Here is a 16,711-nt window from a genome sequence, read left to right on the forward strand (position 1 = left end):
GCTGCCCTCAATCGCTTCTCAACCAATTGCGGGGGTTCAGTTTGGGCGATCCGGAGCGCTTCAGTTCGATTGCGTCTCCGCCCCACATTCGCCAGGTGATTGCTCTCTTCGACCGCTGGCGGAGTGCGCCCCAAGTCCTCTTGAACAGTTGCTGAGCCCGCCCGCCGAACTGGTCCTGCTGTGGCGGTTCGACGCGAGTTAAGACCGACGAGAATCTCGTGTTCTGGGCGGGATTGAGATGTTCCGTCCGAACAAGTTGACGCAGCGCGGTCTGCGCCGCCTCACGATCGGTGCTTCCAGAGTGAATGGCGAGCAAAACGTGGTCTGCCCAACTCGCCAGAAGTCGTGCTTCCGGAGCTTCTAGCAGCGAGGGCCCGTCGATGATTACGAAATCATAGGTGTCGCTCAGTTGCCGGAGCAACGAAGGAATCTTGGGGTCGGCGAGAATCCGAAGTCGATGCCCCCCAAACGATGTAGCGGGCAGGTAGTCAATTCCGGACTCATCGATATGTTCGATCGCGTCTGCAAGTGGACGACCATACGCCAGTACGCTGAGTAAGTTGGCGCCCTCGCCACCCGGTCGACGAGTGAATTGACCAAAGTCAAGGAGTAGAGTGCGCCACCCGAGCCGGGCAGCGTAAAGACCAAGGCTCCATGCAAGCGTGGTCTTGCCTTCCCCGCCGATGCTGGAGCTGACGAGGACAACGCGCTGCGATCGTGGGGTTGCCGGGTCGGAGGCCAGTATGGATACCAGAATGGAGCGGATTGCTCTGGCATAGTGGCTCGCAGGCTCCTCCAAAACATAATGCGGCTGCTTGCCTGGCTCCAGCGGAATCGAAGGTATCTGTCCGGCGCATGGAATACGCAGAGCCTCAGCTGCGTCGGCTTCCGTGTGCAGGGTCCGATCGAAGTGGTTTAATATGACCGCGAGAACACAAGCCAGCAGAGCGAAGATAATTGCCGCAGGAGGAATCATAAGTAACGGGTGTAACGAGGTCGCTCGTTCCGGCGGCGTGGCCGTGGCGAGAATACTGACGTCTGATTGCGCGGTCAGACCTTTTGCGGTGAGCTCCTGCCGTCGCCGCAGGAGCGTTTCAAACTGTTGCGCCAGCGTTGTGACCTGCCACTCTAGCGCGGCGTCCCGTGAGGGCGATGACTGGCCGAGACGGGAGGCTTTTAGTTCCTCCTCGGCCTTTACCAGGTCGCGCTGAACTTTGGATGACTGTGCCGCGATGGAGCTCAAAGCATACTCGACATCGCTTTGCTTCTGACGCGCGACCTCATCGACATACGATTGTGCCACCGTATTGGCGATCTCCGCCGCTCGTTGCGGATTGGAGGCCGTAGAAGTAACGGCGATGATTCTGGAGCGCCGCTCCTGACCAACCCTCAGGCTGCGCTTTAGCGCAGCGAGAGCGGATCCGTCATCGGGCTCATGGTTCTTGCCAAGGAACAGCTCCTTGGTTGCTGACCATGTACGACGAAACAGCGTGCGCAAGCTTTTTATCCACGTTTGTGAACCCGTTTCCGCACCGTGCCTCGCATCCTCGAGAGCGCGGAGCGTTGGGAGAAGTCGCCGCAGATAGGCGTCGGAGAGCAGCACCGTGACATGTGTGTCGATGGTGGACTCCTCAGCAGCCGGTGTAGGCGCTGCGGACGCGCCACCGACATTCAAGGCATCGGCTGCGCCGGATTGTCGGACGTCAACAGCAAGTTGCGCCGTCGCGATGTAAGAAGGAGACATAAGAAAGCCGGCTACTCCGGCCAGCAAGGCGCCGACGACAATCATCCTGACGACAAGCCGCCTGTACTTCCGCACGCTATCCAGCACGCGATTCAAAGAGTGGAGACCATCATTTGAAGCCAGGGATTGTTCCGTCAGGCGCCGCCCAAGTTCGTCCTCTGCCATATCCGGCGAAAGCGCCTGCAAGGGTCGAATGCGTCTTCCTACTAACGCTTCCATAGCTCGCTCCTTTACTGTGCGGGCTCGAGGGTATCTGTCGATCGGGACGTACTCTGTTCAACCATCGTTCCCAGCCATGATTGCAACATCAGGACGGCCCATAGCATTCGCGAGTGATCGCGGTTGCCACTCAGATGATCCTGCCAGCAGCTCTGGACTCGTTGTACGTCCAGCAAATTCTGGCGGTTAAGGCGTGATTCGGAGAGCAGGTCTGCAGCCCATGAGCGCAGGGGGCCTTTCAACCAGGCGCCAACAGGCACGTCGAAACCCTGCTTGGGTCGATCTATCAAGTGGCGCGGCAAGTAACGGCTGAGAACCTGCCGCAAGATCCACTTGCCCTGTCCGTCGCGCACCTTGGCCGTGTTCGGCAGCCGCCAGGAGAATTCCACGACGCGATGGTCAAGAATTGGACAGCGCGCTTCCAGACCTGTCGCCATGCTAGCGCGATCGAGCTTCACCAGAATGTCGCCGGGGAGATAGCCGATCATGTCCCGCACAATGAAGTCGGATAGAAGATCGTCCAGCGGCGGCACCTTAGTCGAATCGGGGACCTGCTCCGGGGTCAATTGCAGCTCGGAAAGCCGCATGACTTTCCGGTACATGTCGCCGGCGTCGCTGCCTGCAAACAGTTGCGCAAGGCGGTTAATCCGGTCGCTTCCGATCATCCGTCGCAGACGGCCTGGAAGAGGCAACGCATCGGCGATGTCCTCCCGCAAACCGCGGGCGAGCAATGACACACCCATTGCCGCCGTTCGCCGAAGTGCTCGATTGGAGTTAAGGAGGGGAGCGAGACGAGCGGTCAAAAGATGCCTGGAATATCCAGCAAAACATTCGTCTCCGCCGTCACCGGAGAGGACAACAGTTACATCCCGGCGGGCGAGGCGGGATAGCAGCAGTGTCGGAATCTGCGATTCGTCGGCGAACGGCTCGTCCCAAATACGGGGCAGTTCGGGAATGACATCCATGGCCTCCGAGGGAGTGAGACGTAGCTCCGTGTGGTCCGTGCCGAGGTGACGAGCCACGGCCGCGGCACTGGCCGCTTCGTCGAAGGCGGGCTCGCCGAAACCGATAGTGAACGTGCGGACGGGCCGGGTGGATTGGGATTGCATCAGCGCGACGACAGTTGAACTGTCGATGCCACCAGACAGGAACAGCCCGATTGGCACGTCGGCAACCATGCGCTCGCTGACGGCCTCGCGAAGCAAGCCATCAAGATGCGACACGAGCTCGCAATCGTCCGCGGAAACGAGGTTTTCTCGGCCGTTCTTTGCTATCTCAGTCAGCGACCACCAGGTGTGCGTCTTTGTCCGAAGCTCTGCTGCATCCCGCGATGCCAGAAGATCATCGGCGCTGAAGGATAGCATACCGCCGGGCGGAAGTTTGAAGACGTCTTTCCATATGCAATGTTCGTCCGGTAACCAGCCGCGGGCGAGAAACTCAGCGACCCCGCACGGATTGATCTCCGGATGGAAATCGGGGAACGCATTGATCGCCTTTAATTCTGAAGCAAAGACAGCGGCGTTTCGCGTTCTGGCGACGTACAGGGGTTTCTTTCCCATTCGATCGCGAGCCAGATGGAGAGTGCGGGTCTGACGATCCCAGAGGCCGATTGCGAAGATGCCATTGCTGCGCCCCAGGGCTGCCTCAAATCCCCATCTCTCGATCATCGCGAGCAAGACCTCGGTATCGCTGCCGCCGATGAAGTTCTGGCCGAGGCGTTGGAGCTCCTGTCGCAGCGACAAGTAATTGTAGATCTCGCCATTGAAGGTGATGACGAACCGACCGCTCTCGGAAAGCATCGGTTGTCGCCCCGCATCCGTGAGGTCAACGATGGCGAGCCGGCGATGCCCGAATGCAATCCCAGCGTCGCGATCACACCACGAACCGTGGGCATCAGGTCCGCGATGATGCAAAGAATTCGTCATTCGGCCAATCGCATCCAGATCGGCGGATCGGGGAGCGGTTGGCATCTGAAGAATTCCGGCGATTCCACACATGATCTAGCTTCCGATGCGCGTGCGCGGCGGCGAGGCCCGCGCCGATCCGAGGATCAGACTGAGAGCGAACGCGAACCACACAATGGGATGACGCAAGATGAAATGGCTGATGCTGAAAATGGCCAGCGCAACGAACAATGCTGCCAGAGCATCGAGCTTCGCGCGGAACATGAGTATGAACGTGCCTGCGAAGAGGCCGCAAACGGCAATCACAGCGAGCAGGCCACCTTGCGTAAATATATCCAGCAGTGTGCTATGGGCTTCGAAAGGAGTTGGAAGCGCCTTGTTATTGGCGACGTTCGGCTTCTCGAGATGCGGGCCTGGCCCCAGCCCGAGCGATCCGGTTTCCAGCCCCCGATGGAGTGCATCTTCCCAGAGTTGTAGTCGCAGAGACGCGGTGCGCTTCGTTGCCTCGCCGCCACGGTCCTTGGCCAGACTGATTGCCAGACCTTCAAACTCATCGGCGGTCGCAACGGCATACGGTGCTAATGCGAGCGCCAGAGGGACGGCGGCGGCGATGACCAGAACCGCGACCATCGACCGGAAATTCAGTCTGTGCTGTGGCGAGGTCAGCCAACTGCGCAAACGCAGCAAAGAAAAGATCGCGGTGGCAATCACCATCGCAACAAGAAATGTATCGCTTTTGGTCAGGCGCCCGACGGCGAAGGTTAGCAGGCAACTGAATGATGCCGCGATGCGGCCAAACCCTTTGGCCGATAGGGCAAGGCTGAGAGACAGCGGCGTCAAAACGGCGCAATAGAGAGCGATCTGATTGGGATTCTCCGCCCAGCCTCGAAATCGATCCCAATACCATGGATCGACCGACGGTAGGCTGATGATGGACCAGCCCGCAGCGATCTGAAGGACCAGTGCGATGTTCCAGAAAGCGAGCAGGAACCATTGGGTTTGACGTAGGGCAGCGTTGGCTTCCATCGTTGCGACGATGAGGCAGGTCAAAGTTGCCACCAACAGATACGCGAAGGTGTCGTGCAACATCGTAGGAAGATCCAGCTCCTGGCTCAGATAGGCCACGCATGTCCCTATGCTCAGGGCGAGTGCAAGACACGCCCAAAACGCACCGATTCGGAGCAAAGCTGTCGCGTTGTAAATCTGGCCGGTAACAATGACTCGCAATGAGACGAAGGCTAGCCACAGGACAAGACAGACCTCGCCAACACCCAGCGGAACCCCGGGAAGGCGCAGTTGTGAAGCTGTCGTAAGTACGATGCCAAAAGAGAGAAGCGCATTGGCGATCATGGTGATTTCCCGCCGTGCTGGCTAACCCTTCGATCTTCATGGATGTCACGAGATAAAACAGCCGGATCTTCGCTTCGCCTCCCGGTGAGAATCAGCTTCCTGTAAAGATCGGCGTAGCGGTCAGCCACGACGTTCAGGTCGAATTCACGGCGCACGAGTGCGATCGAGCGCTGTCCCATGCTCTCTGCGCGGGCAGGATGCTGGAGAAGATCGAGAATGGCTGCAGCGAGCGCACGCGGGTCCCGGGGCGGCACCAGATGGCCATTGCAGTTCTCCACCACAACATCGCCGCAGCCTGGCATACGCGTGGCGACAATAGGCACACCCGCCAATCCTGCTTCCAGCAGAACACGGGGGATTCCTTCGCGATACTCCGTCGGGAAGGCAAAGACATTCGCAATCCCCAGAAGCGCAGGAACGTCGGATCGCGCACCGAGAGCGATTACGTGTGGTGCGTATCGATCGATCAAAGCCTGATCCACGGCGAAAGGACCTTCGCTCTCCCTTGGACCGACAAGCACGAAACGAACCCGGGGCCGCGCTTCGCGGACAATCGCCGCCGCATCCAGAAACGTGGGTATGCCCTTCTGTACGGTCAGTCGGCTCACAGTCATGACGACTTCGTCGTCACCGAGTCCGAGTTCTCTACGAAGTTGTGCGGTGGACGGCGCCTGGGCCCGCGCTGTGTCGAAAGCGTCGACATCGATTCCCGAACTTCCGATCAGTACAGCGGGGCTGTTGCCAAGCAGACGATAGCGGCGGAAAAAGTCGCCATCCTCCTTGTTTTGAAATACCGTTGCCGAGGTCCAGCAGGCAGCCAACCGCTGCAGCGCCAAGTAGGCTGGCCTTAATGCAAGAGCCTTCAGGTGCGCCGAGGAGAATACCCAACCCATTCCGTTGATGGTGCGCACAATGGGGATTGCGCCTCTCACCGCAAGAGGGGCAAGCAGATTTGGTTTGGTATCGAACGTTTGAACAACGTCCGGTCGAATGCCACGCACAAGCTGTGAGAGCTGGCCGACAGCTAGGCGGTCCGCAACCCGTGCGCCGAATCTATTGAAGTCATAGCGATGATAATCGATGCCGCTATTTGAGAACGGGAGTGCAGCGCCGGTACCGGCAGCGCTCACCCGAAAGCCACGACTGCGCAAAGCTGCCAGAAATGGGATCCGCAGGGCATGATCCTCGCCTCCCACACAAAGCACATGCAACGTCATGCTAATCCTTTCGGTCGCAATCAGAATGCAGCTCAGTCGATCCGAAGAATCGGCTACAGATCGAATATGAGCGGACGGTGTGAGCTTACGAGGCGATCACAAAGTGTCTTCATTCGTTCGAATGACGGCCGCGTCGGAAGTACTAGGCGATCCCGAAGAATTGAGACATCGACACCACGAGGATTACTCCGAAGCGATTTTGGCATGATGTACGCAAGCTGAAGCGTCGCGTCGTCAGATCCGGACTCAGTTCAAACGTCGGAGCAAAGCGGGCCTGTCGGCGACCCGTTTCACTTGCGCTGTGTTTATGCCTGGACGCACAAGGAGGCTTGCCTGGGTGCCTATCGTCGGACTCAATTACCGGGAGAAGGCAGGACGGCGACACGCCCGAGTAATGCAACCAGCTCCGCCTGCCGCCGTGTCTGTGTCTTGACGAACAGGGAGGCCAAGTGTGAACGGATCGTCGTCCGGCTCAGTCGTCGGGCGCGAGCAATATCAAGCAAATTATGGCCGCGCGCCAATTCGACTGCAAGCTGGGTTTCCGCGGCTGTGAAGCCGAACAAACACCGGAGCGCCTGGGGCGTCGGCTCTGGATGAGCGTCGAGATCGAGCAGAATGATGGTGCTGGTCTCATCCGTCCAAACATTGACCATCTGGCTTACAAGGCTGGTGACGCCCTCCTTGAAGGAAGTCGCGAGCCATGATGTCGAGCCAACGGGAATTTGGGCCCCCGCGCGGCTCACCAGCTGCTTGACGGCGCTGTAGAGCGTTTCAGGGCTAGTGGTGAGGTTGCATTCGCGTTCCAATATCGCACGTCCGATTGCGCTGACGTCAAGCACGCAGCCACGTTTGAGCAGAACTTGCCCGCAGCCAATACGCGCCAGAACTGCGTGTAGGACGTCACGTTGTTCGCCAAGGTCGGGCTTCTTGCCTGGATCAGCCTCTGGCCGGATAGCGGGAGCACGATTCGAAATGTTAAAGATGGATTCCCTGCAGGGATGAAGCGATGCAATTGCGCCGGGCAATGTGGCACTCTGGTTCAAATTCAACATGTCGTCATTCCCTTCGCCTACTACTTCAATCGAATGACAAGGATTGATCGGAGGGAAAGCATTCCAATTTCAACGAGCCATGTAAATGTTCAAATTGGGGTAACCCGACTGCACATTTTGCTGAGGCAGTCTACTATTCGTGGGGCCTCTAGCGGCCTGAATGACATGGAGGAAATGTCGGCCGGAAAAGCGATGCGCGCCTCAGCGCGCAGTTTTGTGCAGGTATCCGGCCAGAGATCGTTAACGCGGTATCCTTTGTGGGTACCCCCGCTTGTGCCAATGGCTCAATTGGATGCGCTGGCTACTCCCGAAGGGCGCAGCGAAACTTCGACCACATCTCCCGGTTCTACATCGAAATCAACTGATGCAATGATCCTGTTCCACTGCTGGCCGACCTTTCGCGCGATCGTTACTTCTGCTCGGAGATCGCTGGTTCCGACAGGCAGTGCTCCCGCACCACCGACAGGCTGCAATTTTTGACTCAACGCCTGCAATTTAACCCGTAAGTCCGCCATGCGAACGGTCGAATCCTTCAGCTCGCGCAACAGATTGATGGTTCGCTGATTAGCGACCCGCTCGATCTGGCGCACGAAGTCGTCGCGCTGACGTTGCAGCCGCATGACTTCGACCATCGTCTGAAGACGCCTTGTCGACGACAACAGAAGAGCGCGTCGGCTTTCCGTAACACGGGGGCTTGGCAATGATCCTGCGCCAAACAACTTGGCTACCCGATCCAGCTCATCCTCATCGGCCTGAACACCCTTTTCCTCACCGTCTTGCTGCTTCCTGAGAGTTACGAGCTGCGCTTCCGATTGTTTGACAGCATCCTCCAGAAAGCTTCGTTCCTTACGATAGTCGATTTGCGCGGTCTTTAGCGACGCCGCCTCGGATTGCATGATCGACTCGATGACGGAGGCCGGCAAAGATACTTCGCTGGGTATCTTCTGATCGAAGCTGTCATTTCCCTGGAGTTCCGCATTGGTGCGGATCACGTGGATATACTCTTTGATGTACTCGGTCGACAAAGATTGGTAATCGCGCAACAGATCCGCCGGATCGACGGCACCGATCTGACCGCGAGAACGCAACAGACTAAAGCCCCCGGCGACCGCAACCGCTTGGCGTACGGTCATGGACGCGCGATACACCAACTGTCCGGGCGTGAGAACATCGCCAGTGACGTAGATCGGTCGATATTCCACGACGCTAGTGATCACGTCCCCAGGCTTGATGACGAGCGCCTGCTCGCGCCCATCGGGTGAGCGCTGACGCAGAATCCTGGACTGCAGCAGCGTCTCCATGCGGGTCTGTAGTTCCGACGGCGTCAGACCAGCAACCGGCACCGTACCGACCCCGGGAAGAGCAATGGTGCCGTCAATCTGGATCTGAGCTCTATTGCGCTGTTCAGGCGCTCCACCGACGGATACCTCGACAGTATCGCCCGGCGCGAGGCTGTATTGAGCTCCAAGGCAAGCGTCGCTGCCCGCCAAGACAACGATTCCTGCCCAGAAGCTGACGGAGACATAGCTGAAAGTCTTACTGCGCCTGTTGCCCTTCATGACGATCTCCTTGCGCTAAGTCGTTTCCGCTGTCTCGATCAGACCAGTCGATGCGGGAAACAAAATCAAATACCGGCCCGCCTCGTTGCCCCCAGTTGCTCGACCAGATGACTTGCGATCCATCAGGAGAAGGTGAGCCATGCGTTTCGCTCCAATAGTCATACGGAGCATTGCGCGTATGCGCGATACGTCGAAACTCACCACTGCCATCGATTTTAAGTGCGATAACTTCCTGAGCGAACGGAGCTACTTTCTTACCGCCGGCGGGAGCGAGCGCGGCGCCGGCATAACTCATGAAGACCCAGCCGGGACGGCGTATCGCTCGCATCGATGCATGCTGAGCTTCTCCATAGGGAGCGAGCGCCGTGACCTGTCCGTCCTGGAGTCTCCGTTTGATGACCTGATACTTGTCGGGCGCCGACTTGCTGATGCCTACATAAACTTCATAGCCATCGATATCGACAGTCATGTCGCCGTGGCCGGGCCGGTGATGCTCGGTCCAGCTCTGCAGGAGATCGCCCTCAATGCTGAAGACAAATGCTTGATCCGTGAAGTCAATGAGAGACTGCTGGCAGAATATGTGCTTGCCCAGCGGCGAGATCCCGCAATAGCTGTTTTTACCGGGAATTCGCGCCAAGTCGATGTCGGGAAATTTCCGGCGGTCCGAAAGATCCAACGCAAATGCGACAAGCGTGCCCTGTTGGCTGATGGCGCGCACCACGATACGGTTGCCGTCCCATGAGGGATTGCCCTTGTAGGGGCCGAATTGAAGCTCGCGATATGCTTCAGTCTCAAGAATTACGTCTTCGGCGTTGCTTCGCGGCGACCATCGCGAAATGCGGCGCCCGGCGACACAAATCATGAGCTCCGGATCTTGCGGATGCCATTCGCATTCACCCCCGCGCTGTCGCCGGAACAGTGGAGCATAAGTGCGCCCATCAAGAAAGCACAGGCCATTGCAGCCGTTGACAATCAAAAGCAGGCTCTGGTTGGCGTTCCACGCCTGCGCGCTCGAATAGCGATGAGTGCAGTAGGAACGCTTGCAAACCATGCCGTTTCCCATCGGACTGTCAGGCGTGGTCACACGTACAAAGGTCGTACCGAGGGATGCGTCGGCGGCTGGCGCGAGATAGCCAGGCAAATCCATGGCGGGCGCCGGGAGGAATTGGGCGTTTGCGAGCGATTCGGTTGAGGCGGGTCTTGAGGAAGCGAGCAAGACAAGGGCGCCACAGCACAGGAGAGCTCGGGCATAACCCAGCCGGGCCATCATGTGATGAAATCCCTCTGCCGCCGGACTTGCTTTCCCGAAAGGCGATGACGCCACCAGTCCACTGTCCGTTCCAACCCTTCCCGCAGCGTAACCTGCGGTGACCATCCCGTTGCATGGACGAAGCGGGTACAATCAGCGAGCAACGCTCGCACTTCCGAATTTGTCGGTCGCAGACGCTTCTCATCCTGAAGCACAGGCTTGTCGCTGGAAGTAAGGTCGACGATGACATCAATCAGGTCGCGGATCATGATCGCCCGCTGACTACCTGCGTTATATGGCTGGCCGTATTCGATGCCCTCGGCCAGCCCGGCAGCCATGAACGCGGCTGCCGTATCCGCGACGAATGTAAGGTCGCGCACGGTCGTTGCATCCCCGATCATGATCGCGGGGCAGGAAGGGTCTAGCGCTTGCCGTATGATGGCAGCGATGATCGCCCTTTCGCTCTGTCGTGGCCCAAATGTATTGAATGGTCTGAGGATGACGACCGGTACGCCGAACGACTTCGCAAAGGCCCCTGCCATCATGTCCGCGGCTATTTTAGAAGCTGAATACGGCGATTGTCCCTGCAGCGGATGAGTCTCATCGATCGGCATTGTTATGGCCGTGCCGTAGACCTCGCTGGTCGACGTATGAATGACCCGCTCGGTGCCGTACTGCCGCGCCGCTTCGAGCACATTCAAGGTGCCGAGCACGTTCGTTTCGATGTAGGATTGCGCAGCGACGTAGGAATAGGGGATCGCGATCAGTGCCGCGAGATGAAAGACGATTTCGTGGCCGGGTACGAGGCGACCAACGAAAGCCGCATCGCGGATGTCGCCGCGAACGAGATTGACTTTCTTTCGAGTCGAGTCTGGCAGATCGTCCAGCCAACCATGGCTATCGAAGGAATTGTACTGGGCAAGAGCGGTGACGTTGGCTCCTGCCGAAACAAGCGCTTCGGTCAGGTGCGAACCAATGAAACCGTCGGCTCCCGTAACGAGAATTCTGGCACCAAGGTAATTCATGGCCGTCAATGTCCGGTTTGTTGTTCAGAGTCTTCCGATTGATTCTTCGGCGTGCATTCGGTCCACGATCCCACCGCGATTGCCCAGGCCGCACGAACAATCCAGCCGAGATCAGAAGCCAGTGTTCGGCGCGGGAAATAAGCGAGATCGATTTTCGCCTTGGTCGGGAACAGAACTTGTCGATAGAAATCCACAGCCGCAACGTCAGCGGGATAGAGCTTGCTTTCATGTCGAAACATCACCTGGCACGGACCAACAAGACCGGGCTTGTGGTCGAGAAGCTTCTCGAACCCACCGTGAAAGCAATCGAAGAATGCGAGCGATTCAGGCCGCGGTCCCACGAGCGCCATGTCGCCGCGCAGAACGTTCCAGAGTTGCGGTAACTCGTCCAGCTTGCTCGCTGCGAGGATGCGGCCAATTCTAGTCAGGCGGCCGTCTCCCTCCATTGTGAGCGGACATCCATGCCGGTCGCAATCCGGCCTGAACTTGCGAAATTTGTACATGCGGAATGGTCGTCCATTTTGCCCGAGACGAAGTTGCGAGAACAAAATCGGCCTTCCTCCTTCGATCCAGATAGCGAGTGCTACGATCAGGAAGAGAGGAGCGAGAGTGACTGTCGCAGCACCGGCAAACAGAATATCAAGGGCGCGCCGCAAGCCCACCTGCGTAACAGGAGTTGACGCCAGGAGCTGGTTCGCTGCCTCGCGCATGGCTACGCGATTGCCCCTAAAGGAAACTCCGTGCCCAGTGCGGCCGCAAGGGAATTCACCACCTGTTCCACGTCGGCCGGGTTCATCCGGGGGTGCAGCGGCAGCGTGAGCTCCCGTTGGGCAAATTCCTCGGTGCGCGGCAAGAATGTATCGGGATAGAGCTCTCTGTAGAATGTCAGGTGGTGGACCGCGGGATAGTGAATGGTGGTCTGTATGCCGCGCTTGCGTAGCCGATCGATTACGGGCTGCCGATCGGTTGCCGTCGGCAGGACGACCGGCATCAGATGGTGCGCCGATGGCCAAGGATTCGCGAAGGGTATCATCACCGCTGGGCAATGCTCCGCCATCAACTGACGATAGCACAGCGACAGGCGTCGCCTGGTGTCATTCCATTCCGGAAGCTTCTTGAGTTGGGCAAGGCCGACGGCAGCGCGCAAATCGTCCATACGATAGTTGAATCCGAGGATCGTAACATCGTAATCGGGACGACGACTGGTGAGGCGCTGCCGCGTGCTGCTTGTCATGCCATGAGACCGTGCTCGCCTGATGGTTTCCCTCAAAGCGCGGCTGCGGGCGATAATGGCGCCCCCCTCGGCGGTCGTCATGTTCTTGTTGCCGTAGAAGCTGAATGCTGCCGCCTCGCCAAAGGTCCCCACTGCGGCCAGTCCGGGCGCATGAGCTGCATCCTCGATCAGGAGCAGGCCCTTGCGACGAGCGAAGGACTGCCACGTGTCGCGATGCGCGAGGTAGCCAGCGAAATGGACGAGAATAATCGCTTTGGTTCTCGATGTGCATTTGGCTTCAGCATCATCCAGCGACATCAACGGAATCTCGGCTGAATCGATATCGACGAAGACCGGTCGCGCTCCCACATAGAGAACGCTATTGGCCGTGGCGACGAAGGTCAGCGATGGAACGAGAACTTCGTCGCCCGGTCCAATGCCGAGCGCGTGCAGGATGAGGTGGAGGGCTGCCGTACACGAGCCGACGGCGATCGAATCCTCAGCCTCATGAAGATGGGCGAACGCTTGTTCGAATTCGCGGACGCGGTCTCCCATCGTGACCCAGCCACTCTCGATGACAGAGGCTAGGGCTGTTTGCTCGTCCGAACCCAGGACTGGCTCTGATACCAATAGCATGTGCTTTTCTCCGATCCCGGATTCAACGAAACGTTTGAGCGGCACGGGCAACAGACGTGACAAGCGGCGTCTTGGTCACGCCGCAACGGTTGCCACGAAGGCCGGAGGCGACTGCTCGTCCCATGCAATATCCTGAGCCTTGAGGAAGTCGTCCACCCGCCCGATGTCGAGCCACATGCCGTTGTGCTTGAATACGTTCACGGGTATTTCCTCTTCCAACATCTGGGCCATCAGATCGTCGAAGCCGAATGGAACACCTGACGGAATGCGATCCAGCACCGAGGGATCCATGCAGTAGATGCCCATGCTCACGAGATGCGACAGTTCAGGCTTCTCGCGAAATCCGGTCACGCAACCGCCCGTCTCATCGATCACGCCAAAGTCCATCTTGGTAGGACGTGTGGCGGTGGCGATGGTGAGGGGACCTTGGTGCCGTCGATGACAGCTCACAAACTGACTGAGGTTCAGATCCGTCAGCACATCGCCGTTGAGGACCAGAAACGGCGTGTCGAGTTGTTCTCGCAGAAGTGACAGCGGGCCGATCGTTCCAAGCGGCTCCACTTCCTGCGTGTAAACGATCTGCATGTTCCACTGATTGCCGTCGCCGCAAACACTGCGAATAAGGTGGCCCAGATATCCAGTCGTGATGAAGACTTCTCTGATCCCATTTCGCCTGAGCCATTTGAGCAGGAGCTCGAGTACGGGCCGCGATCCGATCGGCATAAGCGGTTTCGGCAAGATGGATGTATGCGGACGCAAGCGCATTCCCTTTCCGCCGCATTGGATGACAGCCTTCATATTATCCTCCTGTGTTGCTGAAGCGCGCAATCGTTCATCATATCAACGCGACAGCCCGATCTGGCGCTGATGGCCGAACCGGAATGCCATTGACGAGAAAACTAGACGCTGACTATCCACGCGTCTTCGTGCGTTTGCATGAGATGTCGGAATGATAGTTGGATTGCACGCGAGCACCGTATTGCAGCGGCAATACTGCAGCTCGCAGTGGCGCATGATGGGACAGGACAGACCGGATCGGACTTCGGCTACATCGCTGACGCGTGATATCGCGAGGCACGATTGATATCGCGGCGCTTGGAATGACGACGACAACGCAACGAGCCGGCTTTTCAGCAAGCCTGTTAAAAACTGACGCCCGGCATCCGTCACGCGCGCGAGCGACATCGCACTAACCGTCGCCGAAGATCGCTGGAATAATTTATTGAATCGCATCGGCAAGGACACGCGCGATCGTCAGCGCCTCACGTGTCCATGCTCGATGATTCACCGGCGTGAGTGCCACGCTCCGACAAGCATCGATCGGCGCGACTTGCTCGCCTGCGTCAACAATCGCTCACTATTTGCCGATTCGTGCCGTGCCGCAGATCTTTCCGTTGATGCCCTTAGGGATCAGACCGTCGATGCGCGAGACCTCAATATGATTTGGCTCGTGGTTGATCACACCTAGTGGCACTGGCGTCTCGTTTTTCTTGATCTCGGAGATCATCGCAACGGGATTTGAAAGCCGACCGTTCGAATCGCCAGCTAAAGGCGGAGAGTTGCTGTTTGCCGGCTCTGCCAGTGATCCGTTGTTCATCCCCCAAATCGCTGCCTGTGTCCGATTCTGGACCCGGAGCTTGCGAAGGATCGCCTTGACGTGGACTTTTACAGTTGCTTCGGCGATATGGATCGTCCGCGCGATGCTTTTGTTGGAGGCGCCTTCAATCAGGCAGTGCAAAATTGATTTTTCCCGCGGAGAAAGCTGCGGCGTGGTCATATCTTCTGTAGCGATAAGAATCGCCTGCGTCTTGTTTTGGTCGCGCGCGCCCGGCTCGCCTGGGTGACTGCCTTCGGGAGCAAGAACAGATGATAGAAATGCCGGAGGAAAGATCGTTTCACCCATCATTATCAGTTCGATGGATTTTATGAATACATCGCAGGTCATAACGTTGACAAAGTAGCCGTTGGCACCTGCCCGAAACGCAGAAGCCAGTTCGTCCATTCGATAATGATCGGCCACGATCGCAATGCGCCCGCCCGGATGGTAGTCCCTGAAAAGTTCGATTTGTTCAATCGCGGCGTCAAAATCATCGCCGGTGTGAGCAATAAGAAGCAGAGGCTGGTGTGCTTGCGGTTGACCCGGGAGCAAATCATCCACGCTTGATACTGAGGCTAGGATACGAAAATTTGCTGAGCGTAAAATCCTGGCAAGACCTTCTCTGAGTAAAGTATTTTTCCCAACGAGAATTGTAAAAAAAGACTGTTGCCTCCGCATCGCGACCCTCCCAACCATACGCAAACTGATTTAAAAAAACGGAGCGATTGAAATTCAGCTCATTCTTGGTGATCTGTCGGCGGTTAAGCCCCGCTTCTTCGGCAGAAATTTTGGCATTGGAATATTTTCAGTCGGCAAGAAACTCTGTCTTTTTAGAAGCATTTCGTCGTCGAATTGAAGAAGCCTCCCTTCTCGTTTGAGACGATTTTATGAATGTTAGATGCGAATTCCCGATCTCCCTATATACCTTTAGTTATAGGCGATCGGCCGGTACTGAGGGATGTCGTTCATAATAGTAAACGGGGAAATCACCGCAGACTCCGCAAAGGGAGTGCGTGCTTCGTCATATGGAAATCCATCCTTGAGTGACAGTTTCTGACATATCCACCCAAGGTTGCGATCTGTTTTCGTTGTTGCGTTGCGATGTAGCGTAACGAATTTGAGCCTCCCGAAAATTAGGCTAAGAAGGGAATATCCGGGGTAGCGTGGAGTTTAAGTTTTGGGGGGCTAGGCTGAGGACCGCCCATGCGTTGCACCAGTGTCGTGATCGCAGACCGCCATCCTGTGGTTCTGCAAGGTTTGACGAGCGTGCTTGAAGCGCAAAACGGCTTCAAGATTGTCGCGTGCTGCAGCACTGGCCCGAGCTGTATCGAAGCGATTCGAAATTTAACGCCGGACATCGCCATTATAGACATCGCAATGCCGGGCCTGACCGGGCTGGAAATCGTTGCCATCGCCAACTCCGAGGGGCTTTCAACGCGGGTCGTCTTTTTCACCGCTGTCGTTGAAGATCGCCAACTGGCTTTATCGGCTGCTGCTGGCGCCTACGGTGTCATCCTGAAGGACATGCCGCTCGACCCCCTGGTGCAGTCCTTGCGGGAAATCGCGGCCGGCCAAAGGCTATTGCCGCTTCCCGCGGTCAATCACGTTATACCTTCCGAGCAAAAGAGTATCGCGATCACGGAGAGTGTTCTGGCGGTGCTGACAGAGCGCGAGCGTCAGATCATGCGCCTGGTCTCTGAAGGGTTGTCGAACAAGGAAATTGGGCGACGGCTGAATATTGCTGACGGCACCATCAAGCAACATCTCCATCACATCTATCAGAAGCTTGAAATCAACAACCGGACAGTGCTTGCGGCGCTTGCCATATCGCACAACGAACGTGGGGGCTTTCTTGAGGATCGGGCTCTGTCGATTCATTGTGACTAAGCGTCTGCAGCCGCACGCTGACCCATATGCCATTGCCACGCTGATACGGGCGCTGATTG

General features: G+C 57.5%; 13 protein-coding genes. 1 reads left to right on the top strand and 12 read right to left on the bottom strand.

Annotated elements, in window-relative coordinates:
- Positions 1 to 7: 7 nt before the first annotated feature.
- From AB8A38_RS18030 to AB8A38_RS18085, 12 genes are all read right to left on the bottom strand, one after another.
- Positions 8 to 1,963, bottom strand: coding sequence for a hypothetical protein (locus tag AB8A38_RS18030; protein WP_439086930.1), 1,956 nt, complete (start codon positions 1,961 to 1,963; stop codon positions 8 to 10).
- 11 nt (positions 1,964 to 1,974) lie between these two features.
- On the bottom strand, positions 1,975 to 3,960 hold the full coding sequence (gene asnB / locus AB8A38_RS18035) for an asparagine synthase (glutamine-hydrolyzing) (protein WP_439086931.1): 1,986 nt from the start codon (positions 3,958 to 3,960) through the stop codon (positions 1,975 to 1,977).
- Positions 3,961 to 3,963: 3 nt separating this feature from the next.
- The gene (locus tag AB8A38_RS18040) at positions 3,964 to 5,217 is read right to left on the bottom strand and encodes an O-antigen ligase family protein (RefSeq protein WP_439086932.1); all 1,254 of its coding nucleotides are present in this window, start codon (positions 5,215 to 5,217) and stop codon (positions 3,964 to 3,966) included.
- On the bottom strand, positions 5,214 to 6,434 hold the full coding sequence (locus tag AB8A38_RS18045) for a glycosyltransferase (protein ID WP_439086933.1): 1,221 nt from the start codon (positions 6,432 to 6,434) through the stop codon (positions 5,214 to 5,216). Before AB8A38_RS18045 ends, AB8A38_RS18040 begins: the two co-directional genes overlap by 4 nt.
- 353 nt (positions 6,435 to 6,787) lie before the next feature.
- The gene (locus AB8A38_RS18050) at positions 6,788 to 7,486 is read right to left on the bottom strand and encodes a helix-turn-helix transcriptional regulator (RefSeq protein ID WP_315840131.1); all 699 of its coding nucleotides are present in this window, start codon (positions 7,484 to 7,486) and stop codon (positions 6,788 to 6,790) included.
- A 284-nt stretch (positions 7,487 to 7,770) separates the two neighbouring features.
- Positions 7,771 to 9,045, bottom strand: a complete 1,275-nt coding sequence (locus AB8A38_RS18055; RefSeq protein ID WP_315840130.1) for a polysaccharide biosynthesis/export family protein — start codon at positions 9,043 to 9,045, stop codon at positions 7,771 to 7,773.
- Positions 9,023 to 10,192: a hypothetical protein gene (locus AB8A38_RS18060; protein ID WP_315840129.1), complete on the bottom strand. Its 1,170-nt coding sequence runs from the start codon at positions 10,190 to 10,192 to the stop codon at positions 9,023 to 9,025. The genes AB8A38_RS18055 and AB8A38_RS18060 overlap by 23 nt, the downstream gene beginning before the upstream one ends.
- A 119-nt stretch (positions 10,193 to 10,311) precedes the next feature.
- A complete protein-coding gene (locus AB8A38_RS18065) occupies positions 10,312 to 11,319 on the bottom strand; it encodes an SDR family NAD(P)-dependent oxidoreductase (RefSeq protein ID WP_315840128.1) in 1,008 nt (335 codons plus the stop codon).
- A gap of 5 nt (positions 11,320 to 11,324) precedes the next feature.
- Positions 11,325 to 12,029 carry a sugar transferase gene (locus AB8A38_RS18070; protein ID WP_315840127.1) on the bottom strand — a complete coding sequence of 235 codons (705 nt, stop codon included), beginning with the start codon at positions 12,027 to 12,029 and terminating at the stop codon, positions 11,325 to 11,327.
- Positions 12,030 to 12,031: 2 nt separating this feature from the next.
- On the bottom strand, positions 12,032 to 13,231 hold the full coding sequence (locus tag AB8A38_RS18075; RefSeq protein ID WP_410001759.1) for a DegT/DnrJ/EryC1/StrS family aminotransferase: 1,200 nt from the start codon (positions 13,229 to 13,231) through the stop codon (positions 12,032 to 12,034).
- A gap of 12 nt (positions 13,232 to 13,243) precedes the next feature.
- Complete coding sequence (locus AB8A38_RS18080; RefSeq protein WP_116659414.1) at positions 13,244 to 13,966, bottom strand: sugar phosphate nucleotidyltransferase; 723 nt, start codon at positions 13,964 to 13,966, stop codon at positions 13,244 to 13,246.
- A gap of 559 nt (positions 13,967 to 14,525) precedes the next feature.
- Positions 14,526 to 15,326, bottom strand: a complete 801-nt coding sequence (locus tag AB8A38_RS18085; protein WP_315840126.1) for a response regulator transcription factor — start codon at positions 15,324 to 15,326, stop codon at positions 14,526 to 14,528.
- A 642-nt stretch (positions 15,327 to 15,968) separates the two neighbouring features.
- Here AB8A38_RS18085 and AB8A38_RS18090 point away from each other — a divergent pair.
- A complete protein-coding gene (locus AB8A38_RS18090) occupies positions 15,969 to 16,652 on the top strand; it encodes a response regulator transcription factor (RefSeq protein ID WP_315840125.1) in 684 nt (227 codons plus the stop codon).
- Positions 16,653 to 16,711: the final 59 nt, after the last annotated feature.

This window comes from Tardiphaga sp. 839_C3_N1_4 (assembly GCF_051811045.1).
GTDB lineage: Bacteria > Pseudomonadota > Alphaproteobacteria > Rhizobiales > Xanthobacteraceae > Tardiphaga.

What these genes read in the sequence shown, in the direction of transcription:
- AB8A38_RS18030 (WP_439086930.1), bottom strand. Translation starts at nt 1,963, where the DNA reads ATGGAAGCGTTAGTAGGAAGACGCATTCGACCCTTGCAGGCGCTTTCG.
- asnB (WP_439086931.1), bottom strand. Translation starts at nt 3,960, where the DNA reads ATGTGTGGAATCGCCGGAATTCTTCAGATGCCAACCGCTCCCCGATCC.
- AB8A38_RS18040 (WP_439086932.1), bottom strand. Translation starts at nt 5,217, where the DNA reads ATGATCGCCAATGCGCTTCTCTCTTTTGGCATCGTACTTACGACAGCT.
- AB8A38_RS18045 (WP_439086933.1), bottom strand. Translation starts at nt 6,434, where the DNA reads ATGACGTTGCATGTGCTTTGTGTGGGAGGCGAGGATCATGCCCTGCGG.
- AB8A38_RS18050 (WP_315840131.1), bottom strand. Translation starts at nt 7,486, where the DNA reads ATGTTGAATTTGAACCAGAGTGCCACATTGCCCGGCGCAATTGCATCG.
- AB8A38_RS18055 (WP_315840130.1), bottom strand. Translation starts at nt 9,045, where the DNA reads ATGAAGGGCAACAGGCGCAGTAAGACTTTCAGCTATGTCTCCGTCAGC.
- AB8A38_RS18060 (WP_315840129.1), bottom strand. Translation starts at nt 10,192, where the DNA reads ATGGATTTGCCTGGCTATCTCGCGCCAGCCGCCGACGCATCCCTCGGT.
- AB8A38_RS18065 (WP_315840128.1), bottom strand. Translation starts at nt 11,319, where the DNA reads ATGAATTACCTTGGTGCCAGAATTCTCGTTACGGGAGCCGACGGTTTC.
- AB8A38_RS18070 (WP_315840127.1), bottom strand. Translation starts at nt 12,029, where the DNA reads ATGCGCGAGGCAGCGAACCAGCTCCTGGCGTCAACTCCTGTTACGCAG.
- AB8A38_RS18080 (WP_116659414.1), bottom strand. Translation starts at nt 13,966, where the DNA reads ATGAAGGCTGTCATCCAATGCGGCGGAAAGGGAATGCGCTTGCGTCCG.
- AB8A38_RS18090 (WP_315840125.1), top strand. Translation starts at nt 15,969, where the DNA reads ATGCGTTGCACCAGTGTCGTGATCGCAGACCGCCATCCTGTGGTTCTG.